This is a genomic window from Nocardia brasiliensis IFM 10847, assembly GCF_000710915.1.
GTDB lineage: Bacteria > Actinomycetota > Actinomycetes > Mycobacteriales > Mycobacteriaceae > Nocardia > Nocardia brasiliensis_A.
The window spans coordinates 54,882-77,553 of record NZ_BAUA01000063.1; the positions used below are offsets into that span (position 1 = coordinate 54,882).

At 69.9% G+C, this 22,672-nt stretch carries 23 protein-coding genes; 9 read left to right on the forward strand and 14 right to left on the reverse strand.

Annotated elements, in window-relative coordinates; translation table 11 throughout:
* From NBRGI_RS13595 to NBRGI_RS13615, 5 genes are all read right to left on the reverse strand, one after another.
* Complete coding sequence (locus tag NBRGI_RS13595) at positions 1-1,197, reverse strand: thiolase family protein (protein ID WP_029896134.1); 1,197 nt, start codon at positions 1,195-1,197, stop codon at positions 1-3.
* Entirely contained in the window at positions 1,190-2,182 is a 993-nt protein-coding gene (locus NBRGI_RS13600; RefSeq protein WP_029896136.1) for an LLM class F420-dependent oxidoreductase, read from the reverse strand. The genes NBRGI_RS13595 and NBRGI_RS13600 overlap by 8 nt, the downstream gene beginning before the upstream one ends.
* Before the next feature lie 28 nt (positions 2,183-2,210).
* Entirely contained in the window at positions 2,211-3,671 is a 1,461-nt protein-coding gene (locus NBRGI_RS13605) for a carotenoid oxygenase family protein (protein ID WP_029896139.1), read from the reverse strand.
* Positions 3,672-3,750: 79 nt separating this feature from the next.
* The gene (locus NBRGI_RS13610) at positions 3,751-4,698 is read right to left on the reverse strand and encodes a winged helix-turn-helix transcriptional regulator (protein ID WP_029896141.1); all 948 of its coding nucleotides are present in this window, start codon (positions 4,696-4,698) and stop codon (positions 3,751-3,753) included.
* Positions 4,699-4,761: 63 nt separating this feature from the next.
* A complete protein-coding gene (locus NBRGI_RS13615; RefSeq protein WP_029896143.1) occupies positions 4,762-5,550 on the reverse strand; it encodes a glutamate racemase in 789 nt (262 codons plus the stop codon).
* A 96-nt stretch (positions 5,551-5,646) separates the two neighbouring features.
* Between NBRGI_RS13615 and NBRGI_RS13620 the strand changes: the two genes are divergently transcribed.
* The 6 genes from NBRGI_RS13620 to NBRGI_RS48125 all read left to right on the forward strand — a co-directional run bounded on the left by NBRGI_RS13620 (position 5,647) and on the right by NBRGI_RS48125 (position 12,166).
* Positions 5,647-6,312 carry a class I SAM-dependent methyltransferase gene (locus NBRGI_RS13620; RefSeq protein WP_036558887.1) on the forward strand — a complete coding sequence of 222 codons (666 nt, stop codon included), beginning with the start codon at positions 5,647-5,649 and terminating at the stop codon, positions 6,310-6,312.
* Between the two features lie 40 nt (positions 6,313-6,352).
* Positions 6,353-6,994 carry a hypothetical protein gene (locus NBRGI_RS13625; protein ID WP_029896147.1) on the forward strand — a complete coding sequence of 214 codons (642 nt, stop codon included), beginning with the start codon at positions 6,353-6,355 and terminating at the stop codon, positions 6,992-6,994.
* Between the two features lie 108 nt (positions 6,995-7,102).
* Positions 7,103-8,626 carry a hypothetical protein gene (locus NBRGI_RS13630; RefSeq protein ID WP_051727725.1) on the forward strand — a complete coding sequence of 508 codons (1,524 nt, stop codon included), beginning with the start codon at positions 7,103-7,105 and terminating at the stop codon, positions 8,624-8,626.
* 40 nt (positions 8,627-8,666) lie between these two features.
* Complete coding sequence (locus tag NBRGI_RS45145) at positions 8,667-11,522, forward strand: AfsR/SARP family transcriptional regulator (protein WP_051727726.1); 2,856 nt, start codon at positions 8,667-8,669, stop codon at positions 11,520-11,522.
* A 75-nt stretch (positions 11,523-11,597) separates the two neighbouring features.
* Complete coding sequence (locus NBRGI_RS13640; RefSeq protein WP_029896153.1) at positions 11,598-11,993, forward strand: nuclear transport factor 2 family protein; 396 nt, start codon at positions 11,598-11,600, stop codon at positions 11,991-11,993.
* Complete coding sequence (locus NBRGI_RS48125; RefSeq protein WP_158439860.1) at positions 11,990-12,166, forward strand: SRPBCC family protein; 177 nt, start codon at positions 11,990-11,992, stop codon at positions 12,164-12,166. The genes NBRGI_RS13640 and NBRGI_RS48125 overlap by 4 nt, the downstream gene beginning before the upstream one ends.
* 167 nt (positions 12,167-12,333) lie before the next feature.
* Here NBRGI_RS48125 and NBRGI_RS13650 read toward each other — a convergent pair whose 3' ends face one another.
* Genes NBRGI_RS13650 through NBRGI_RS13660 form a run of 3 tightly spaced genes read right to left on the reverse strand, consistent with a single transcriptional unit; the run spans position 12,334 to position 16,251 of the window.
* Positions 12,334-13,170, reverse strand: coding sequence for a YceI family protein (locus NBRGI_RS13650; RefSeq protein ID WP_029896155.1), 837 nt, complete (start codon positions 13,168-13,170; stop codon positions 12,334-12,336).
* The gene (locus NBRGI_RS13655) at positions 13,167-15,746 is read right to left on the reverse strand and encodes an MFS transporter (RefSeq protein WP_029896157.1); all 2,580 of its coding nucleotides are present in this window, start codon (positions 15,744-15,746) and stop codon (positions 13,167-13,169) included. The genes NBRGI_RS13650 and NBRGI_RS13655 overlap by 4 nt, the downstream gene beginning before the upstream one ends.
* 7 nt (positions 15,747-15,753) lie before the next feature.
* Positions 15,754-16,251 carry a MarR family winged helix-turn-helix transcriptional regulator gene (locus tag NBRGI_RS13660; RefSeq protein WP_014983606.1) on the reverse strand — a complete coding sequence of 166 codons (498 nt, stop codon included), beginning with the start codon at positions 16,249-16,251 and terminating at the stop codon, positions 15,754-15,756.
* Positions 16,252-16,514: 263 nt separating this feature from the next.
* Between NBRGI_RS13660 and NBRGI_RS13665 the strand changes: the two genes are divergently transcribed.
* Genes NBRGI_RS13665 through NBRGI_RS13675 form a run of 3 tightly spaced genes read left to right on the forward strand, consistent with a single transcriptional unit; the run spans position 16,515 to position 19,833 of the window.
* Complete coding sequence (locus tag NBRGI_RS13665; RefSeq protein ID WP_228836468.1) at positions 16,515-17,804, forward strand: PP2C family protein-serine/threonine phosphatase; 1,290 nt, start codon at positions 16,515-16,517, stop codon at positions 17,802-17,804.
* A complete protein-coding gene (locus NBRGI_RS13670) occupies positions 17,801-19,393 on the forward strand; it encodes a sensor histidine kinase (protein WP_029896161.1) in 1,593 nt (530 codons plus the stop codon). Before NBRGI_RS13665 ends, NBRGI_RS13670 begins: the two co-directional genes overlap by 4 nt.
* Positions 19,390-19,833: a response regulator gene (locus NBRGI_RS13675; RefSeq protein ID WP_029896163.1), complete on the forward strand. Its 444-nt coding sequence runs from the start codon at positions 19,390-19,392 to the stop codon at positions 19,831-19,833. Before NBRGI_RS13670 ends, NBRGI_RS13675 begins: the two co-directional genes overlap by 4 nt.
* 70 nt (positions 19,834-19,903) lie before the next feature.
* On the opposite strand, the gene NBRGI_RS13680 is transcribed toward NBRGI_RS13675, so the two are convergent.
* From NBRGI_RS13680 to NBRGI_RS13705, 6 genes are all read right to left on the reverse strand, one after another.
* Positions 19,904-20,251 carry an STAS domain-containing protein gene (locus NBRGI_RS13680; RefSeq protein WP_051727727.1) on the reverse strand — a complete coding sequence of 116 codons (348 nt, stop codon included), beginning with the start codon at positions 20,249-20,251 and terminating at the stop codon, positions 19,904-19,906.
* A gap of 228 nt (positions 20,252-20,479) precedes the next feature.
* On the reverse strand, positions 20,480-21,055 hold the full coding sequence (locus NBRGI_RS13685; RefSeq protein ID WP_029896167.1) for a hypothetical protein: 576 nt from the start codon (positions 21,053-21,055) through the stop codon (positions 20,480-20,482).
* Positions 21,052-21,591, reverse strand: a complete 540-nt coding sequence (locus NBRGI_RS13690; RefSeq protein WP_029896170.1) for a DUF6286 domain-containing protein — start codon at positions 21,589-21,591, stop codon at positions 21,052-21,054. Before NBRGI_RS13690 ends, NBRGI_RS13685 begins: the two co-directional genes overlap by 4 nt.
* Positions 21,588-21,920 (reverse strand): Asp23/Gls24 family envelope stress response protein, encoded by a 333-nt coding sequence (locus tag NBRGI_RS13695; RefSeq protein ID WP_029896172.1) that lies wholly within the window; start codon positions 21,918-21,920, stop codon positions 21,588-21,590. The genes NBRGI_RS13690 and NBRGI_RS13695 overlap by 4 nt, the downstream gene beginning before the upstream one ends.
* The gene (locus tag NBRGI_RS13700) at positions 21,917-22,105 is read right to left on the reverse strand and encodes a hypothetical protein (protein ID WP_029896174.1); all 189 of its coding nucleotides are present in this window, start codon (positions 22,103-22,105) and stop codon (positions 21,917-21,919) included. The genes NBRGI_RS13695 and NBRGI_RS13700 overlap by 4 nt, the downstream gene beginning before the upstream one ends.
* Complete coding sequence (locus NBRGI_RS13705; protein ID WP_029896176.1) at positions 22,106-22,603, reverse strand: Asp23/Gls24 family envelope stress response protein; 498 nt, start codon at positions 22,601-22,603, stop codon at positions 22,106-22,108.
* Between the last annotated feature and the right edge of the window lie 69 nt (positions 22,604-22,672).

A 22,672-nucleotide genomic window follows, 5' to 3' on the forward strand; every position in this document is an offset into this window, starting at 1 on the left:
TCAGCGGAGAAGCCGCAGCACCAGCGCGGAGCCGAGCCCCAGTGCCGCGGGAATGGCGACGAGTGCGTGTTCGCCACCCGTACGAGTGAGCGCGTCGAGCGCCTGGACGATCAGGTTGCCGCCCGTCGCGCCGAGCGGATGCCCGACCGCGAGGGCGCCACCGGCCGGATTGACCCGCGCCGCATCCACGTCCAGCTCCCGGGTGAGCAGAATCGGTGTGACGGCGAAGGATTCGTTGATCTCGAGCACGTCGAGATCGGCGACGGCGAGCCCGGCCCGGTCGAGCGCCAGCCGGGCGGCGGTGCTCGGCGCGGTGAGCAGCGGCGAACGCACGGCCGTCTGCGCGCTGCCGACGATCTGGGCCAGCGGCGCTCTGCCGAACCGTTGCTCGGCCCGCCTGCTGCCGATGACCAGCGCGGACGCACCGTCGGCCAACTGCGGTGCGGTCGCGATCGTGTGCAGGCCGTCGGCCGGATGTGGCGCGCCGGGCAAGCGGCACGCCACCCGCTGCCAGGCCGGATCGTCGCCGAACAGGGCAGGCAGCGCCGCGAAGGTCGCGGTGCTCGCATCGGCCCGTGCGCCCTCGTCGGCGGCGAGCAACACCGTCGCGCCTTTGCGTACCGGCACCACCGATCCGGAAGTCGGTGCGGCCGTGGCTCGCTGATGCGACGACACCGCGTACTCGTCGAGTTCGGCGCGGGTGATGCCCGCGGCGGCCGCGGTGAGATCGGCCGAGACGCCGATCGTCACGAAGCCCGTACGCTCCCCGAGGTCGGCATCGGTGGCGATCGCGGGCCGATCCGCGAGCATCGGCACCCGGGACATCGATTCGACACCACCCGCGACGATGAGGTCCGCGTACCCGGCGACCACGCGGGCGGCGGCGGTCTCGATCGCGTCCAGCCCGGAGCAGCACAGCCGCGACACCACCCCGCCGGGCACCCGGTCCGGCCAGCCCGCCCACAGCGCCGCCGCCCGCGCGAGGTCGCCGCCCTGCTCCCCCATCACCGTGCTGATTCCGACCACGATGTCGTCCACGGACTCCGGTGACAGCGAACGGCTTTCGAGTGCGCCCAACAGCTGACCGAACAGTTCGTAGGGCGGCACGTCTGCGAGCGTGCCCCCGTGTTTGCGCACCCGACCGCGCGGCAGCCGAACAGCGTCGTAAATGTAAGCGCCGGAACGCGTGTCAGGCATGGTCGATCCTTGCGAGGGTGGCCAGCGTGTGCTGAGCGGCGGGGTCTGTCGCCGACGTGGCGGGAACGATGACGATCTCGTCCGCGCCCGCGGCGCGGTAGGCGGCGACGCGGCGGTGCAGCGTGGTCTCGTCGCCGAAGATGCCCACGGCGGCCGGTAATTCGTCCGGGACGGCCGCGAGCACGTCGCGGGGGTGCGCGCCGGTGTGCGCGAGCCGGACCAGATCGCCGAAACCCGCTTCGGCGAACATCGCGTCGTAGCCGGGTGCGCGCAGGTAGCCCACTACACCGCGGCGGACGGTGGCGAGGATGTCCGCCGACGGGTCCGCGGCGGCGGTGACCCACACCGAGATCGCCGGATCGGGCAGGCCCGCCCGGCGCGCGGCGGCGCGCACGGATTCGGCGCAGCGCGAGACCTGTTCCGGTGTCACGAGATTCAGCACCACCCGGTCGGCAGTGCGGGCCGCGGCGGCCAGCGCGCGGGGTCCGAAGGCGGCGACGGTGATCGACGAGGACGGTGCGGCCAGGCGCAGCCGGTATCCCGACGTGCGCTCGACCGCGCCCGCGAAGTCGACCTTCTTCCCCGCGAGCAGACCGCGCAAGATCTGCGCCGAATCCGCCAGATGCGTTGCGGTGTCGCGCCTTTCCCGGCCGTGCCAGCCGTGCACGACGAGGGTGCTGGAACTGCCGATGGCGACGTCGACGGCGCGGCCGGTGAGCGCGGCCACGCTCGCGACGCCCATGGCGATCGTCACGGGGGTGCGTACGTCGACGGCGAGGGGCCCGATACACAGCGGCATCCGGCCCGGCGCGAGGCCGATCGCGGTGGCCAGCGCGAACGCGTCGAACGTCGCCATCTCGCCGACCCACAACCGGCCGAAACCGAGGTGTTCGGCGGCCGCGGCGACAGCGAGCGCGTCCAGCGGGTCCCGATCCTGCCAATACGGCAGGCTCACACTCAATGCCGGGCGATCGGGCGTGCTCATCGCCCCACCAGCCCTGTGGCGCACGCGCTCACTCGACCGGCTGCGCGGCCGCACGCATACGCTCGCCACTGACCCACGTGGCATGGAAACCCAACGGCACCCGCACCGGCAGACCGAGGCGGCACACCGGACCGGCCGCGAGATCGGCGGCGTGGTAGATCCACACCTCCGACAGCCGGGTATGGCTGTTGAACGCGAACATCGTCAGCCAGGCGTCGTCCTCGTCGCCGGCGTCCGCCCGCGGCACCACGGCGAGCTCGCTGCCGAAGATGCCGTCGCCGAACGGCTGGGTCTGCTTGGCGCCGGTGCGCACGTCGTACTTGATGACGGCGTCGAACAGCATGGTGCGGTCCACCGAGAGCCGCATCTGATACGACCAGCGGCCGCGCTGACCGGTACGGCCCTGATCAATGGCCGGAAACTCGGTGTTGACGTCGTCCATCGGCTCTTCGACGGTGGCGCCGGTGCGCAGATCGAACCGGTAGCGATGCAGTTTCGCCTCGGGGCGCAGGTACGCGAGCAACTGGGCCAGCGGGTTCGCCCGATCGGAGACGGGACTCGGCTTCGACACCCGGCAGACCACCAGGACGATTTGCTCGCCCTCCTCCCACGCGTTGACCGTGTGATAGATGTAGCCCGGCGCGGCCTCGAACCACTGCGCCCGCGCCCCGTCGCCGCGCCGGGGCAACACCGCGAAGCGGCTCGGCAGCGTGCGATCGAAGAAGAGCTTGAACCGGCCCGCCGCGGCGGCTCGGGGGTCGTTGTAGAGCGGCAAATCCATGAGGATCGAATAGTTCTCGGTGATCGCCATGTCATGCGGCAGCCGCGGGCCCGGCAGCTCGAGTCCGGTGTAGTGGGTGACCGCACCCGAGGGATCGGCGACGCCGTAGCGCAGGTACGGCGTGTGGATGCCGTAGTCGAAGAAGATGAATTCCTCGGTGCGCTCATCGACTTTCGCGTGCGCGGAGACCTCGCCGGGCAGCGTGCCGCCGAAGGTGTCGGCGCCGCGGGTCTCGAGGCTGATCGGGTCCAGCGCATAGGGTTTGCCCGCGCGGTACCACAGCGACAGCAGGTTGCCGTGGTGGAAGACCACATCGGTGTTGGCGGAGTTGCGTTCGCGGCGATCGCCGGGCGGGTTGTCGTCCCACGGCTCGATCACGCCGCGCCACAACGCCGTTCCCGCCGCCCGCTCGGCCTCGAACTCGTCGGTGCGGATGTAGCGGTTGCGGTAGGTGGCTCTGCCGTGCTCGAAGTGCACGGCATGCAGCATGCCGTCGCCGTCGAACCAGTGATAGCGGCCGAGCGGCGCGAATTGCGGGTTGGGCCCGTTGCGCACATAGACGCCGTCGAGGTCGGCCGGGAGTTCGCCGTGCAAGACCGGCAACTCGGTCGCGGTGATCTCGTCCGCGGTGGGCGCGTACGGCCCTTCCAGATAGGGATTGGTCAGCGCCTGCGCCGCCGGTGCGATGAGTTCTTCGTTCAGCGTCATGAGTCGCGTATCCCTTCGCTACAGTTATTGAAGTGATACGCGTCTCACCGGAAGGTGTCAAGAGCGGCCGGTGCCGGCCTCACGCGAACGGGTCGAGCCCCGGCCACGGCAACGGCTCGAAGCGCACGTCGGTGCGCGCGAGCGTGGCGTCGCAGCCGCGGCAGCGCAGCGCGGGCCGCAGCTGCGCCCCGCACGCTCGGTGCCGGATCCGCAGACCCGGATCGGCCGCGCCGGGATGCGCCGACTCCGACCAGGCGAGCAGAAAAGCGAAGACCGGGAACAGCGCCCGCCCGCGCGGTGTCAGCCGATACTCCCGACCGGCCCCGTCCCCGGATCGGTACAGGATCTGGGCCGCACACAGTCGCGCCAAACGCTCGGTCAAGGTGGTCGGCGACATGTTCATGGCCGCGCGGAAATCGCCGAACCGCCGCATGCCGGCGAGCGCGAGACCGGTCACCGTGGCACTCCACCGGTCCCCGATGGCGACCATCACCTCGTCGAACCGCATATCCGGCCGGGCCGGCGTCGGCGCGCGCCCACGCCGCCGGCCGCCGGCGGTGAAGCGCCACAGCGCATCGTCGCCGAGTGTCACCTCGGTATCGCGCGCCGTCACCGGGTGCCCGCAGCCGCGGCACAGCAACGCCGGCGGCCCGCGATGCCCGCACTCGTCGTGCACCAGCTCGGGATGCAATGCCCCCGCGGCGGTCCATTCGCGCTGCCAGCCCCACACCGAGACCAGGATCTCCCAGGTCGCCAGGCCGAGGTCGGTCAGCAGATAGTCGAACCGGTCCGGCGCGCCCGGCTGCGGCACGCGCACGAACACACCGGCGTCGACGAGCGACCCGAGCCGCGCGGTGAGCACCGCGGGCGCCGCGCCGGTGCGTTCGATCCACTGATTGAACCGGCGGGTGCGGTCGACGAAGGCGTGCCGCAAGATGGTCAGCGTCAATCGGTCGCCCAGCAGGTCGAAGGTGGCCGCGACCGGATGCGCCGCGGGCGGTGCCGCGGCGCTCGGTTCACTCACCATCCGCATTCCCCCTTCCCGGTCGCCTATTTGCACTTCGTTAACTGTAGTTGATGCGAGCCGAGCTCAGGGAATGACGACCGGCTCCAGCTCGAGTTCGATCGCCAAGCGCGCGAGCATGGCCCGGAACTCCTCGGCCGGATACTGCGCGCTCTCGGTGACCAGGCCGCGCACGGCGCCGGTGCCCGGGGTGGTGAGCGGGCGGATGCGATCCACCACGCCCTCGATCGGGTCGAACAGGCGCAGTTCGGGCCGTGCGCGCTCGAAGTAGTCGCGCAGCCACGGCAGGTGCGTGCTGGACAGGGTGATCGCCTCGATCCCGGGGTACGCGGTGAGCAACTCGTCCAAGAATGTGCCGATCACCGCCGCGGTGTGCTCGCGGCGGAACAGGAAATCGCCGCTCTCCACCAACTCGACCAGCGCCGACGCGTTCACCGCATGCACCCGGGACAACGCCGAATCAGCTTCCACGCGAAGGAATTCCGCCAACTCGGCGCTCTGCACCAGCGAACGCACGCCGAGCACCGCGACGGCGCCGCCCGCCGCCAACGCCGCGCGCACCGGCGGGCGCACACCGAAGATCGGCACCTCGCTGCGCAGCTCGTCGAGGATGGTCACCGAGGGCGCGTTGGAGGCCAGCAGGATGGCGCACGGGTCGTAGGTACCGAGGAAGCGCACCGCCCGGTCGACCACCGCGAGCAGCTCCGCCCGGTCCTTCGCGCCATAGGGAAAGCTGGCCCGGTCGGCGAGGTAGACGATGTCGCGGTCGGGCAGCCGCTGGTGCAGCAGAGCCACCGCCGAATAGCTGCCGAGCCCGGCATCGAAGACGGCGATCGGCCTGTGCAGTGCGGTCATGCGCCGATCATGCCCGGTGCCGGGGCGCACACCGCGACCGGCCGGTGCGGTGATTCTCACCGTGCGGCGCGCGGGGCCGACTGAGAGACTCGCCGGGTGACCGATTCTCGTGATGTGGATACGAAACGGCTGGCCGCGGCCTCGCTGGCGCAGGACGACCCGACGGGCTGGTTCGAGCAGCTCTACGTCGCGGCCGCCGATGGCGCCGCGATCGTGCCGTGGGACGCGGCGGACCCGAACGCGCTGCTGGTCGACTGGCTGGAGCGGCACGAGCGGGCCGACGGCGGGATGCGGGCTCTGGTGGTCGGCTGCGGGCTGGGCCGCGACGCCGAGCACTTGGCCGGGCTAGGCTTCCGCACCACCGCCTTCGATATCTCCGCCACTGCGATAAAGACTGCGCGCGAACGATTTCCGGCGTCACAGGTGGACTACACGGTGGCCGACCTGCTGGCGCCGCCCACCGCCTGGGCCGGCGCGTTCGACCTGGTCGTCGAATCGATCACGGTGCAGTCGATGCCGCTGTCGGTGCGCGCCGCGGCGACCGCGAACATCGCCGCAATGGTGGCCCCCGGCGGTGATCTGCTGGTGATCGCCGGAATCCGAGCCGACGACGAGGTGGTGGACGGTCCGCCCTGGCCGCTCACCCGGGCCGAGATCGACGCGTTCACCGGTGCCGGCCTGCGCTCGGTGAAGGTCGAGCAGGTGGCGCCCGCCGGGCGGCCGGATTTCGTCCGTTGGCGTGCGGTGTTCCGGCGCGACTGACGCAACGTCCACGCCGCGGGTTGGGCGGCACAATGGTGCAGTGACGGCGAACGGCGCGGCCCCGGAACGGGTCTGGTACGCGGCCTACGGATCGAACATGCACCTGAGCAGGCTGCGCTGCTATCTGCGCGGCGGCACACCGGCGGGCGGTCTGCGGGCCGTGCCGGGATGCCGCGACGCCGCCGAGCCCACGCGTTCGCTGCCGATGATGCTGCCCGGGCTGCTGTATTTCGCGACCGAATCGCTGGTGTGGACCGGCGGGCGCGCCTTCTACGACCCGGACGGGCCAGGCGAGACCGCCGCCCGCGCCTACCTGCTCACCGCCGCCCAGTTCTCCGATATCGCCGCGCAGGAGATGTACCGGCCGCCCGGCACCGACCTGGATCTGACCACGGCGATCCGCTGCGGCCGCGATCCACTGGGCCCGGGACGGTATGAAACCCTTTCGTACGCCGGAACATTCGAGGGCCACCCGATCCTCACGTGCACCGCGCCGTGGCGGCACGACGCACTCCCCGGCAACGCGCCCTCGCCGACCTACCTGCGCCACCTCGCCGCCGGCCTGATCGAGGCGCACGGGTGGTCGGTCGAAGCCGCCGCGACCTATCTCGCCACTCGCCCCGGTGCGGATCTGGCGTGGACACCTCGATCACTCACCGACCTGCTCCGCCAAGAGGCTTGAAACCGCTGGCGCACAGCATGATTCAGCGCATGCCTTGCGGATGGCGCGATGGGATGTCATCCTCGTCCCCATGATCTTCGATGGAAAGGGCGTGCTGCGCCCGGGCCGATGAGCCCCCGCGAGGCCACCTTCGTGGCCCACGCGCTGTCACTCGCCGCACTGCACGGGCCCGGCCCCTGGCCGGACAACGGGCGTCCGCTACCAGACGAAAAACCCCGCGGTTCGCACGGATTCGCCATGCCGAGCGTGGTCTTCGACGGTGTGGTGACGCACCATCTCGTCGCCGAAGCGCCACCGGTCGCCGAGCTGGCCGATCGGATTCTCGGTCACCTGCACGATTCGGCCCAGTTACTGGAATTGCTCGCCGAGGAACAGGCCGTGCGGGTGGCCGACGACCTGGTGCAGGAGCTGCGTTCCCGCGACATCTCGCGCGAAAAGCTGCGCACGGCAGCACGATTGGTCACCGAACAGGCCACCCGCCGGGAGGTGGCGAAACTGGGCATCGTGCTGCTCGGCGTCAGCGGCGACGAACGCGACGCCGAACTGCTACAGCTCCTCGGCACGCTGGAGGAGTTCGCGCTCTTCGCCGTCGTCGCCCTCATGAACACCCAACCCGACCCGCACCGTGCGGTTTTCGCACTGGCGCAACGACTTTCCGGCTGGGGCCGGATCCACGCGGTGGAACGTCTCGCCGGCTGCCGCGACCCCGAGGTAAAGGCCTGGCTGCTGCGCGAGGGCTTCCGCAACGACGTGATGTACGAGTACCTCGCACACCTCGCCGCCACCACCGGCGGCCTCTACGAGGCGTTGCTCGAGCCGGAGGTCGACGACGCCCTGCTCGACGGCGCGGCGGACATCCTGCGCGCCCTCGCGCTCGGCGGACCGGTCCAGGACATCCACGACTACGAGGATGCCGTACCGGCCATGCACCGTTTCGCCGAACTCCTCGCCCATGCCGCGCCCACCATCGACCGGCTGGATAGCGCGCTCATGCTCGACGACCTGGTGCGGCGTGGCGAATTCGACTGGCCCGAAGGCGAACCCGGCCGCCTCGCGGCGCGCTACTCGGCGTTGCTGGCGCAGCCGCGCTGGCGTGAACTCGTCATGGAGCTGCTGACTACGGAACAGCCGCCGGGCACGTTCCGGACCGCGCTCTTCTGTGCGGGACGGCTCGGGCTGGCGGCGCTGCCGTACGCGATCGCCCATCTGCGAACCCACCGCGACAACGTCTTCGTCTGGCAGTGGGCCATGCGCCGGGCCGGGGACGACACCATCGACGCGATGATCGAACTCGCCCAGGACGTGCTGCCCCTTGCCGAGCTGGCGTCCGGACCGACCGAATCCATCGGGCTCACCGCGGAGTACGAGACGGATCTGGCGTTGGAGATCATCGTCCGGGAGCTGCGCGACCGCCCCGGCAAGGGCGCGCACCTGCTCTCGACCGCTCTGACCAACCGCGTGAGCCGCTGTCGCCGGGCCGCGCTGGTCACCTTGCGATCCTGGCCGCCGCACGCTCGCCCAGCCGACACCGCCGGCTGGATCGCCACGGCCGCCGCTCGCGAACCCGATGCCCGGCTCCGGCAGGACCTGCTGGATTTCCGGGCGAACCCGGCGACGCCCGGGACCGGATAACCCGTGTCCGGGCGCCCGGCGCGGCGGCTACGCTCTGGACGTGCTGTTTGTTCGGGTGCTCGGCCCGATCGTGGTCGAGGTGGACGGCCGGGTCGTGGACGTGGGCGGGCGGGTGCCGCGGCGATTCTTCGCGGCGCTGGCGACCACCATCGGCACACCGGTCCCCGACGATGTGCTCGCCGAGCTGGTGTGGGGTGCCGACCAGCCGCAGCAGGCCGTCGCGACGATGCGGGTGCTCGCCTCCCGGCTGCGCACGGTACTCGGCCCCGAGCATCGGGAGTGCCTACCGCGCACGGCTTTCGGCTATCAGCTCGCGATGCGACCGGAGTGGACCGACGTCAGCCGATTCACCGAGCTGATCGCCAACGGCACGCGACTGCTCGCCGCCGCGGACGCCGACGGCGCGGCGCGCTGCTTCGCCGCGGCGCTCGAGCTCTGGCGGGGCCTGCCCTGGCTCGAATTGGATGACGCGCCGATACTTTCGGCCGAGCGCGCGCGGCTGACCGAGCTGCGCGACGGCGCGGTCGAGGAGTTGCAGGCGGCCCGCCTGGCCGGCGGGCAGACCGCCGCGGCGGTGGCCGATCTCATCGAGGCGGTCACCGCCGCCCCCTTCCGGGAGCGGCGCTGGGAGTTGCTCGCACTGGGCCTGTATCGCAGTGGCCGTCAAGCACAGGCGCTGGCCGAATTGCGCCGGGTCCGGGAGTTGCTGATCGAGGAACTCGGCGTCGAACCGGGACCGGCGCTGCGCGCGGTGGAGCGCCGCATGCTCGACCAGGACCCGGAGCTGCTGCTCGCGACGCCATCGCGACCGCCCGCGGTGCAGGCCAGCGCCCCGGAGCGGCCGGTCCGCCAGGTCATCGGGCGGCCGCTGTCGTCGTTCGTCGGACGGCAGGACGAGTTGCGCCGCACCGGTGCGCTGGTCGCCGCCGGGCGACTGGTCAGCCTGGTCGGCGCGGCGGGGATCGGCAAGACGCGGCTGGCCGTAGAGTATTGCGCCACAACGGATTCGACCGCGGATCGATGGCTGGTACGGCTCGGCGACGTGCACGACCCAGACGCCGTGGTGCTCGCCGTCGCCACCGCGCTCGGTCTGGTCCACCTCGCCGGGGATCCCGCCGCGCTGGTGCGCCGGGCGTTGACCTTGCAGCCCGGCCTGCTCGTGCTCGACAACTGCGAGCACCTGATAGAGCCGGTCGCCGCGCTGACCATCCAGTTGCTCGACAGTTGTCCGGAACTGCGGGTGCTGGCGACCAGCAGGCAGTCGCTCGGCATCGACGGCGAACAGGTGCTGACGCTCGAACCACTGGCGATCCGGGCCGCGGACGGCACGGACGGTCCCGCCGTGCGCCTGTTGCTCGACCGCGTACAGGCCGCGCGCCCTGACTGGTCGCCCGGCGACGCCGATCTGGCGGCCGCCCGCGAGATCTGCACGACGGTCGACGGTCTGCCCCTGGCGATCGAGCTCGCCGCCGCCCGGGAACGCACCTTGGGGTTGCACGGCATCGCCGCCCACATCCACGATCGGCTCGACGTGCTCGGCGCGCCCCCGCGCGGATCGCTCTCGCGGCATACCGGCCTGGAGGCCGCCATCGGCTGGAGTGTCGACCATCTCTCGCCCGCCGATCGGGCGATGTTGTTGCGGCTGTGGCCATTCGAAGGCGGGTTCACGTGGCAGGCCGCCGAGGCCGTGCGGCCGGTCGAGACCGCGGCGGGTGTGCTCGCCACCCTCGCGGCACTGCTCGACCGCTCGGTCGTCACCGCCGATCTCGGCCCGGGCGGGCCGCGATACCGGCTGCTGGAGACCATGCGCCGTTACTGCCGGGATCACGACCCCGACCCGGCGGCCACCCGGGAAGCGCACGCCGCGTGGGTGCGCGAGTTCGTCGCCGCACAGACCGCGGTGCTGACCGGGCACGGTGCGGGCCCGGCCTATCGCGCGCTGGCCGCGGAACTACCCAATATCCGAGCCGGTATCGATCACGACCTCGCGCGAGATCCGGTGGCGGCCTTGCGGACCACCGCGGCATTGCAGTTCGCCTGGAGCTCGCTCGGTCTGCTGGTGGACGGCCGCAATCTCATCCGGAAATCGCTCGCCGCCGCCACCGACGCGACCGCGGTGGACCGGGTCCGCGGCTTGCTCGCGCTGTCGATCGTGTCCTTCCACGCGGGCGATCCGCGCGACGCGCTGGCCAATGCCGACGCGGCCGCGGAGCTGCTCGACGCGACCGGCGGCGAGCGGGAGTTGTTGCTGCACATGCTGATGTTCCGGGGACTCGCCCAGACCGCGCTCGACGACGTGGCGGCGACCAGGGCCACCATGGACCGGCTCACCGCCGAGGTGGACCGCCTGCCGACACCGGATTGGATCCGCGGGTGCGCGCAGTTCGGTGAGGGGATCGTGCTGCTGCTGGAAGGCAAGCACAGCGAGGGTATCGGGTGGTTGCGCGCCGCGCGTGCGCTCAGCGCCGAATGCGGTCACCTGTGGTGCCAGGGCATGGCCGATGTGGTGCTGGCCTGGACGGTGCTGGCGGCCGCGGACGATGCCGACGCGGCCGGGGAGGCGATCGCCGCCATCGACCGGGCCTTGGCCGCGTTCACCGAGCAATCGAACATCGCCGACGCCCTCGGCGCCGTTCATGCCGGGGCGCACGGCTTGCGGGTGCTGGCCTCACCCGAGGTCGCGGTCCAACTGCGGGCCGCGGCGCTGCATCATTCGGCGCGGGTCGGCGCCGATCCGCGCCGCTATCTGCAATTCGCCGACCCCGGGTTGCTCGAGCGCATGGATCGCTCGCTGTCCGCGGCGGACATGCGCCGCGCCGAGGCGGCGGGCAGGCAGTTGACGTGGGCGCAGATGATGGCGCTGATCCACACCGCCGAGGAGTTGAAGCGGGGTTGAAACACCTCGGCGTGACAGTGGCGGCAGCGGCCGGCACACGGGTCGCTCCAGTCATCGCGACCAAGGAACACAACCATGTCACCGACCAACCTCGACCTCATCGCGCAGGTGTATCAGGCCTTCGAAACTCGGGATTTCGGCGTCATCGCGCGCCTGTTCGATCCCGACATCGAGATCAACCAGACCGCGGAACTGCCCTGGGGCGGCCACTACCACGGGCACGCCGGCGCGGTGCGGTTCCTCACCACGCTGCTCTCGCACATCGACAGCACGGTGCTCTCCGAGCACCTGTTCGCGGCTGGACCCGATGTCGTACAGATCGGCAGAACCACCGGGACGACGATGCCGGGCGGCGCCCCCTTCGACATCCCGGAGGTACATATCTGGCGTCTGCGCAACGGCCTGATCGTCGGCTACGACGCCTACCTCGACACCCCGGCCATGCTGGCGGCGCTGGCGGCGCGGCGATGAAAACCTATGACCTGGCCGTGGAGACGACGATCGACCGCCCCGCCGCGCTCGTCTGGGAACTCGTCGCCGACTATGCCAACGACAGCGCGTGGCGCACCGGCGTGGTGACGATGACCGCAGACTCGAGCGATCCGTCGGCCCTTTGCTCGCGTACATGTTGCGGCGCAATCTGATTCGTGATCTCGCGGCGCTGCGCACGTTGGCCGAATCGCGGTACGGGTAACCGTGCCCGGCCGGGACCGGGTATCGCACACCGCAGCCGGGTACGCTACGCCACCACCGGCCCACCGCGGGACAGCGAAATCCACTTCCCGCGTGAACTCCACACGCCCACTTGCCGTTACGACGTATCCGGGGTACGCGTGGGCTCCTGGACGACCTCGATGTCGAGTGCCAGTTGGACGGTGGTGCCGACGGCGGCGATGCCGGCCCGCACCACGGCGTTGTAGTCGATCGCGAAATCGTTGCGGTGCAGGAGGGTTTCGGCGTGGAAGGCGGCGCGGACACCGCCCCACGGGTCGGGGCCGAAGCCACCGTAGGTGAGGTCGAGATCCACCGAGCGGCGCTGACCGTGCAGGGACAGTTCACCGGACATGACCCAGGTGTCGGGACCGGTGCGACGCAGTGCGCCGCTGGTGAAGGTGATCGTCGGATACGTTGCCGTGTCCAGGAATTCGGGTGAGCGCAGGTGTTCGTCGCGCTGCGTGATACCGGTATCGATGGACGCGGCCTCGATCTCGGCATGGCCGGTGGTCTGCTCGAACGGCTCCGCGACGACGAGCCGGCCGCGCACCCCGGCGAACCGCGCCTTGATGCTGGCGATGCCGAGGTGGCGGGCGGTGGCGATCACGGTGGAGTGCACCGGATCGATCGTCCACACCCCGGGCGGCGGCACCGCGACGTTGCCCACGGTCGGTTGCAGCGCGACATCACCGAGCCGTCCCGCACCCGCGGCCGAGATCTGCGCGGTGCGCGCGACGGGCTGGTAGCCGACAGCGGTCAGCACCGCGGTCAGCGTGCCCGGGGGCAGCGGCTCGGTCGCCACCGCCCCGGTCTCGTCGGCCACCGCGCGCGCGACCTGCCGCCCGCTCAGATCCGTCACGGTGAGTACGGCATCCGGCACCGGCCAGCCCTCACTGGTGCGGATCCGCGCGGTCAAACCGGTCCCCGCGCTCATCGCTGTTCCGGCGAATCATCGAGCTGGTAGCCGAGTTTCACGTCGTGGTTGATCTCGCCGCCTGCGACGGTGACCTGGCTGGTGACCGGCGGATAGCCGCGCGCGACGATGGTGTACCGGCCCTCCGGCAGATCGGTGACGACGTAGCGGCCGTTCTCGTCGGTCCGCGCCGTCGCGGTCAGCTCGCCGGTCGCGTCCAGCACGCTGATCTGCGCATCCGGCACCACCCGGCCGTCCTCGGCCCACGCGGCCCCGGCCAGCACCGCCATCGGCGCCAATTCGATGTCGTGGCGCAGCAATCCGGTGTCGGGCACGGTGAGTGTGGTGGCGCTCGGCCGCATGTGCTCGGCGACCGCGACCAAAGTGTAGGTACCCGAGACGATCCCCTGGCAGACGTAAGAGCCGTCGGCCACGGTCACCGCCGCGCCGACCACCTCGCCGCCGAGGTCGGTCAGCGTGATGGTGGCGCCGGGCAACGGCGTCCCGCGACCGGCCGAACGCACCACCCCGGACAGTTCGCCGGAACCGAGCAGCGTGAGATCTATTTTCTGCGGCTGCTGCCCGATCGACACCGTGACGGCCGCCGGTTGATGCCCGGGCGCCGAGACGATCAGCACGAAGCTGCCGCCTTCCGGCGCACCGATCACGTAGTGGCCGTTGGCGTCTCCACCCGCCCGCGACACCTGATGCCCCCGCTGATCGATCAGCGTCAAGGCCGCACCGGGCACCGGGTGCCCGTCTTCCCGGCGGACGTATCCGGCGATCGACCGTTCCCCGTGCGTCGCATAACCGTCCGCGGCGTCCAGCACGGTGGTCACCGAACCCGCTGTCGCTGTGGCGAACTGGTACGCACCGTTACCGTTGTGTTCCGGTGAGGCATGCCTGCCCACCGCACCGGCGAGCACCGGTTCGGGCTCGGACAGCGCCTGTGCGGCGCCTTCCCACACCTGATCCTCGTCCCAGCTCGACTCCGCGGCCTGCGGGGTCGGCTTCGGCGCGGCGGGCACCGGATCGTCCTGCAGCGGAATCTCTTTCATGAACATCAGCACGAAACAGGCGAGCAGTGCCACTCCGGCGGCGACCAGGAACACCCCGTGCATGGCGTCGGTGAAGCCGGTCAGGATCGGCACCCGCAGTTCGTCGGGCAGTGCCGCGATACCGCTGGTGTTGCTCTGCATGGCGCTGAGCTGGTCGGGACCGAACCCGGGCGGCAGCTGACCGCCGAACGCGTCGATGATCCGGTGCGGCAACAGGTTGAACAGGATGGTGAGGAACACCGCGACGCCGAGGGTGCCGCCCATCTGCCGGAAGAACGTCGCCGAGGCGGTGGAAACGCCCATGTCCGAACGCGGTCCGGCGTTCTGCGCCGCGATGATCAGCGTCTGCATGCAGCCGCCGAGACCGAGCCCGATCACCCCGCCGTACACCAGCGGCTGCCACAGCGGGCTGTCGAAATGCACCTGCCCGTACAGCGCCGAACCGACCGCGATGATGAAACAGCCTGCGACGGGCAGGATCTTGTAGCGGCCGGTGCGCTTGGTGATCCGGCCCGCGAGCTGCGAGCCGACCGTGATGCCGAGCACCAGCGGCAGCATGAGCAGGCCCGCCTTGGTCGGCGATAAGCCCCGCACCACCTGGAAGTACTGCGGCACCATGGTGATCGCGCCGAACATGGCGATGCCGACGATGAAACCGCCCGCGATGGTCACGCTGAAGGTCGAGCTCCGGAACAGCCGCAGCGGAATCAACGCCGCGTCCTTCATCAGCAGTTCGACGAGCAGGAACAGCAGCAACCCGACGGCGCCGATGCCGTAGCAGAGCAACGCTTTCTGCGAGTCCCAGCCCCAATACCTGCCCTGCTCGGCGACGATCAGCAACGGCACCACACAGATCGCCAGGGCGATCGCGCCGAACCAGTCGATCCGGTGGTCCTGGCGTCGATGCGGCACATTCAGCACCTTTGCCACCACCGCGAGCGCGAGCACGCCGACCGGCACGTTCACCAGGAACACCCAGCGCCAGCCGTCGATGCCGGCGAGCGTCTCGTAGTCGGAGAAGAAACCGCCCAGCACCGGCCCCAGCACGGTGGCCGTGCCGAACACCATCATGAAGTAGCCCTGGTAGCGCACCCGCTCCCGGGCGGGCACGATATCGCCGATGATGGTGAACGCCAACGACATCAGGCCGCCCGCGCCGAGACCCTGGAACGCGCGGAAGCCGGCCAGCTGATACATCGAGGTGGCGAAGGTGCACGCGATCGAGCCGATGATGAACAAACCGATCGCGATGAGATAGAACGGCTTGCGGCCGTAGATGTCGGCCAGTTTGCCGTACAGCGGCGTGGTGATCGTCGCGGTGATCAGGTATGCGGTTGTGGCCCAGGCCTGTTCATCGAAGCCGTGCAGATCGTTGGCGATCTTCACGATCGCGACGCTCACGATGTTCTGATCGAGCGCGGACAGGAACATGCCGAGCATCAGCCCGGACAGGATGGTCAGGATCTGCCGGTGCGACAGTGCGGTCGCCGCGCCGGTTTCCAGGCCCGGCGGCGCTGCCTGGGTGGTGGAATTCGTCATTTGCGCCCTAATTCTGGTCGGCTGTCTCTCGTGGGGTCGACTCGATGCCTTCGTTGAGCCGGGCGAGCAAATCGGTCAGGGTGGTCCGGTCCCCGGCAGGCCAATCGGCCAAAATGCCTGCCAGCCAAAGGTTGCGCTGCTGACGGTTCACCTCGAACACCCGCACCCCCTCGTCGGTGGCCGCGAGCACACAGGCGCGGCCGTCGATCGGGTCGGCCCGGCGCTCGACCAAGCCATGTGCCACAAGCGATCTGCTCTGTCTACTGATGGTGGAGATCTCTGCGTGCAACAGTTCGGCGAGCTTACCGGTGCGCTGCGGCCCCTCGTGCACGAGGCAGAACAGCACCGAGTAGGCCAGGCGCTCGATGCCGTCCGGACCGGGTTGGGCCATCCGCGCTTTGGCACGGGTGATCGCTCGCATGAACCGAACCAGCTCGACCCCGACCTGATCGGCGATCTCGAGTTCGGCCGCGGTGACACGGTGGTGTCCGTCGGCAGCGGGCATGGGCTTCACCTTTGATCCCAGCAGACTTACTTGACTGTTGCAACTAGTTGCTATTGCAAACTATACAACTGGACGGCAACCGGTTTTCCGGCGGGGGGACACCCCGTGTCGGCCGTAGTGCAAAGGCATGCGCGCCGGGACGGTAACGTTGACGCGTTGCGCGGTACAGGGCCGAAAGGCGTGCCGCCGACGCTGGGCTACTCCGCGTTCGTCGTTCGCGACAACCGTGCAGTAAACGCGGATTTGGAAGGAGACCGGTGTCGATGCTCTCGGGGCAGAGCGGGCAGATAGGCCTTCTCGGCAGTAGCGACGGCAAGAACCGCGATGCGACTCCTGTTTCACAGCGCCTCCCGCACCGTGGTGTCTGGAACTGGCCGGAACTCTCGGTGTTGCTGATCGAGGACGACCAAGCCGACGCACTGCTGGTCGAAGAGCTGATCGCCGATGGCGCGCCGGGGCTTCCGGTGCGCTGGGTGCGCTCGGCCGCCGAGGCGCGCACGCAATTGGCCGCCGAACTCCCCGACTGTGTGCTGCTCGACCTGCACCTGCCGGACGCGCAGGGGCTCGAAGCGCTCGCCGCGGTGCGCGAGTACACCGATCAGGTCGCCGTGATCGTGCTCACCGGACTCGATCAGGAGCAGATCGGCCTGGCCGCGGTCGCCGCAGGGGCGCAGGACTATCTCGTCAAGGGCCGGGTCGAGCCCGAATTGTTCAGCCGCGCAGTGCGTTACGCGATTCAGCGAAAACAAGCCGAACGACAGGCGGCCGCACTGCGCACCAGTCAGATGCGGGCACAGGAGAATTCGCGCCTCGAACGCGGACTGCTGCCGACTCCGCTGCTGCGCGGCGATCGCGTGGTCGACGTCGTGGCGCGCTATCGGCCGGGCCGGGCCAATGCGCTGCTCGGCGGCGATTTCTACGACGTGGTGCAGCAGAGCGACGGCACCGTGCACGCCCTGATCGGCGATGTGGCGGGCCACGGCCCGGACGAGGCGGCGACCGGGGTGGCGTTGCGGCTGGCCTGGCGCACGCTGGTGCTCAGCGACGTCTCCGGGGTCCGGCAGTTGCAACTGCTGGAGGAACTGCTGCTGGCCGAGCGCACCGGCAATCACACGTTCGCGACCCTGACCAGCCTGATCCTGCGCCCGGCCGACCGCAGGGTGCTGGTCACCCGGGCCGGGCATCCCGGGATGCTGTTGCGGGCCGACACCCGCGTCGAATGGGTCGAGGTGCCGGGCGGGCCCGCGCTCGGCTTCTTCCCGGGACGCGCCGATTGGCGCACCCACGAACTCACCCTCCCGCTCGGCTGTGGTCTGATGCTGTTCACCGACGGCCTGTTCGAGGGGTACAACGGTGCGGGCTCGGATCGCCTCGGCGAGGAGGGCCTGCTCGAATTGGCGCGCACGGTGACCGCACCCGAACCCGACGTGTTCGTCGACGAGTTGATCGGCCGCGCCGAGGCACTGGCGGAGGCGCACGGCGGCCTCGAAGACGACGTGGCGGTCATGTATCTGCAATGGAATCACCGAGACACGAACCAGGACAATCGATGACGACAACCGCTCGATCACTGGCCGGGCGACTGACGGTGCAGGGCTGGTTCCTCCTGGTGCTGGCGCTGATGGTGCTGCTGGTCCTCGTCGGCACCGGCGTCGGCGCCGCCCAGCTGTCGAAGACCAACCACTACTCCGATCGCCTGGTAGATCGCCTCCAGCCCGCCGCGGCCGAGACCTACCGGCTGCAAGGGGCGCTGCTGAACCAGGAGACCGGCATCCGCGGTTACGCCATCGGCGCCGATCCGCAGTTCCTCACCCCGTATTTCGACGGCAAACAAGAGGGGGCGAAGGCCGCGGCCCGGATCCGCGAACTGCTCGCCGACCGCCCGGAACTGCTGGCCGACCTCGACACCGTCGAGCGAGCCGCCGACGCGTGGCGCACCGGCTACGCCGAGCCGCTGATCGCCGGCGTCGCGGCACGCGGTTCGACCGCGGTCGGCGAGGTCCCGGTGCAGCGCGGCAAGGAGGCGTTCGACGAACTGCGCAGGCACTTCGCCACCCAGTCCGCCGACCTCGTCGCCGAAATCGACCGCAACGACGACGAATTGGCGACGGCCCGGCAGGTGCGCGACACCGTGCTCGGCGGCATGGTGGCCGCCTTCCTGGTGGCGGCGGTGGTGCTGACCATCCTGGTGCGCCGGCTCGTGGCCAAGCCGCTGGACGAACTGGAGGCCGCCTCGCAGCGGGTGGCCGACGGCGATTTCGATCATCACATCAGCGCGCACGGCCCGGCCGACCTGACCACCGTCGCCGCGGCGGTGGAAGCCATGCGCCGACGCGTCGTCGCCGAATTGGCGTCCTCGCGCGACCAGGAGGCCGAACTCGAGCGGCAAGCGGCCGAACTCGACGCGCAGACCGCCGAACTGCGCCGCTCGAACGCGGAGCTGGAGCAGTTCGCCTACGTCGCGTCGCATGATCTGCAGGAACCGCTGCGCAAGGTCGCCGCGTTCTGCCAGCTGCTGGAGAAGCGCTACGGCGACCAACTCGACGAGCGCGCAGGACAATACATCGCCTACGCGGTGGACGGCGCCAAGCGGATGCAGGTGCTGATCAACGATCTGCTCACCTTCTCCCGCGTGGGCCGGGTGATCGACAGCAATGTGCAGATCGATCTCGATCAGACGATGGACAAGGCGCTGGCCAATCTGTCGGCCGCCGCCGAGGACACCGACCTGAAGCTGGAACGCCCCGCTGAACTGCCCAAGATCACCGGCGACCCGACGCTGCTGACCATGCTGTGGCAGAACCTGATCGGCAACGCGATCAAGTTCCGCGACGCCGAGCGCGCACCCGTCGTCCGGATCGACTGCGCGCCGGACGAGGAGGCAGGCGGATGGCGATTCTCGGTGTCCGACAACGGAATCGGAATCGCGCCCGAATTCGCGGACAAGGTCTTCGTGATCTTCCAGCGGTTGCACAGCCGGGAGGAGTACACCGGCACCGGGATCGGGCTCGCCCTGTGCAAGAAGATCGTCGAACACCACGGCGGCAAGATCTGGCTCGACACCGAATACACCGGCGGCACCCGCTTCGTCTTCACCCTCAGCGCCCCCTCGGAACCGACCCCGCAAGGAGAACCCTCTTGACCGACCCCGGCCAGCCCATCGACATCCTGCTCATCGAGGATGATCCCGGCGACGAATTGATGACCAGGGAGGCGTTCGAGGACAACAAGATCGGCAACACCCTGCACGTCGCCCACGACGGGCAAGAAGCGCTCGATTTCCTCTACCGGCAGGGCGAGCACGCGGACGCGCCGCTGCCGGACCTGATCCTGCTCGACCTGAATCTGCCCAAATACGATGGCCGCCAAGTGCTGGAGCGGATCAAGGCGGATCCGGACCTCGCGCACATCCCGGTAGTGGTGCTGACCACCTCCGCGGCCGAGGAGGACATTCTGCGCAGCTACAAGCTGCACGCCAACGCCTACGTGACCAAACCGGTCGATCTCGACCAGTTCGTGGCCGCGATCAAACACATCGACGATTTCTTCGTCCAGGTGGTCCGGCTGCCCCGGCAGTCCTGACGCCGAACTCGAGTCGCGCCGACCGGGCGGCCGGCGCGACTCGAGCGACGTCGGTGTTTCGTGCCCTCGGCTAGGCGGCCAAGGCGTCGTCGACGGTGTTGAACACGCTGAGCAGCTTGTCCAGGCCGGTGACCTCGATCGGACGGCGCACCGGCGGTGAGGCGACCACCCGCAGCTTGCCCTGCGGCACCGATTCCGCCGCCACCAGCAGCACGCTCAGCCCGGCGGAGCCGAAGAACTCCACCTGGGACAGATCGATCACGAGCGCCGCGGGTTGTTCCCGCAATGCCTCATTCACCACGGCCTGGAATCGCGGGGCCGAGGCCATATCGATCTCGCCGGTGATGGAGAGCACTCTGGTCGAATCCACCGACCGCACTACCGCTTCCAGTTCCCTGGCTTTACCGTCCGCACTCATCGGGCACCTGCGCGCATGCGCGAACCGCCGAGCACTGTTTCCACCCGGCTCGAATCCGAGCTCGCTACACCAAACCGGTTGCCTGGCATCGCCACTTCGCTACCTCCGACGCGTCGACCCTCCGCCCGCCGAGCACGGTGCGGAGATGATCCATCGGGTAAAACTACCGTAGGACGGACCCGATCACCGCGCCCGGCTCGAATGCGGCCGGGCAGCCGGGGCAATCGATCAGCGCACGCGGGCGGGACGGCGGTCCTCGGCGAAGTCGATCTCCAATGTCACGGGGATGATCTCCACTTCGAGCGCCTCGCGCAGCCGGGTGACGGCGTGCCCGAGAATTCGGCGACGCAGTTCGGCGATGTCGGCGCTGGGCTGCGCGGTCACCACCAGATGCAGCTCAGGCGCGGTGCGGTCACCGGAGAGCCAGGCCGAGGCGGAGCGCACGCCGTCGTAGCTCTCGATGTCGGTGGCCACCGGTGCGGCCGCGACGGAGGATTCGAGCACCGTGGTGCCGGGCCATTCGGTGCCGCCGGTGCGCCAGGTGACCGACTTGGGCATCCGGAACACCTGTGCCAGCAGCCAGCGCAGGCACAGCAATCCGATCAGCACGGCAGCCGCGACCGCGGCCCACAGCACCCAGGTCGGCGGGGCCGCGGTGCCGGGCACCAGGGTGTCGTCCGAGCGAACCCAGCGCAACCGGCCGAAGTGCGCGGCCACGGCGAGCCCGCCCGCCGTCAGCAGCAGCACCCCGACCAGCCCGAGCACACTGCGATTCAGCGTGGCGGGACGATTGATCCGGCTCATCGGGCCTCTCCTGTCTTCGGTCCCCGCACCTTGGCCCGCACCCGGCGCACCGGTTGCGGGCCGATCTCCTGCACCCGGCGGGTGAGCGTGGCGCAGATCGCCGCGGGCAGCGCGTCGGTGCCGGTCCGATCGGTCCGCGCGGACACCTGTACGCCCTTGCGTCGCAACCGGATCCGGGCCGAGCCGACACCGTCCACGGCACCCGCGGCGCTGCGCAGCGCGGTGCGCAGGCCGCCGCGGGTCACTCCCGCGCTGAGTCCGTCTTCGTCGGCGAGCGGCAGGACCGCGGGCCGTCCCGGCCACAACGCCAAGCCGAGCAGTACGAAGCCGAGCACCGCCGCCGCTACACCGGCGACGAGCACCGGCAGTTCGTTCCAGGTCAGGCCGTGCAGATCGGTCGCGACCGTGTCGTAGGAAACGAATTCCCTTGCGCCGACCAGACGTTGGATCAGCGAGACCGCCACGGCCGCGCAGCCGGCGATCAGCACCACCGCGACCACGATGGCCGGTCCCACCCGACGAGGCCTGCGAATCACCGAACCCTCCTTCCCGCGCCGGTTTCGGTGGTCAGCTCGGCGACCTCGATGTCGATCGCGGAGACCGCGAGCCCGGTCAACTCGCGGGTCCGGCGGGCCAGATGGCCGCGACAGGCCTCGGTCACCTTGCCCACCGGCGACGGATAGGCGATCGGCAGCCGCACATCGAGCGCGGTCCGATCCGCGAACACTTCCGCTTCGACCCGCACGTCGCGCCCTACCCCGGCCACCTCACGGGCGGCCTGCGCGACGATCCGGCGCACCGCGCGGGGCGCGACGGTGGTGCGGCCGGGCAACTCCGCTTCGGCCGCACCGACCGCGAGGGTCATCGCCTGCCCTTGCGCTGTGCCGACTGCAACAGACCCGGCAGATCGAGTTCACCGTCGAGCCAGCGGCCGACCAGCAGGCCGAGCACGGCGAACAGCAGAACGATGGTGAACGCGCCGAATCCGCCGAAGGCGCCCGCGAAACCGAGCGCCAGACCGACCGCGAGGCAGATCGCTGTGGCATTCATTTACTGCACCCGGCTGCTCGGCGCGGGTTCCTCGTCGTCGCCCGGGATGAACACGTCGTTGACGTTGATGTTCACCTCGACCACGATCAGGCCGGTCATCTGCTCGATCGCGGTGATCACGTTGCGCCGCACCGCCCGCGCCAATTCCGCGATGGCCACCCCGTATTCGACGACGAGCTCCAGGTCGACAGCCGCCTGCGTCTCGCCGACCTCCACCGAGACACCCTGGCCGATACTGGCCGACGCGCCGGGGATCCGGTCGCGGATCGCGCCGAACGCGCGGGCGGCGCCACCGCCGAGATCGTGTACGCCGCGCACCTCGCGCGCGGCCAGGCCCGCGACCTTCTGCACCACGATATCGGCGATGGTGGTGGTGCCCTGGTCGCTGGCGAGCTTGCTGTCCTTGTCGGCCGCGGTGGCGGTCCGGCTCGGCTGGTTCTTGGTGTCCGCGCCCGTCTTGTTGTCGGTGTTCTTGTCGGTGGTCGTCGTCGCGGTCATGCCAATTCCTCCTGATTTCCCTTGGGGTACAGCGGATTCGCTTGCTATGGATGGACACCTACGCGGTCC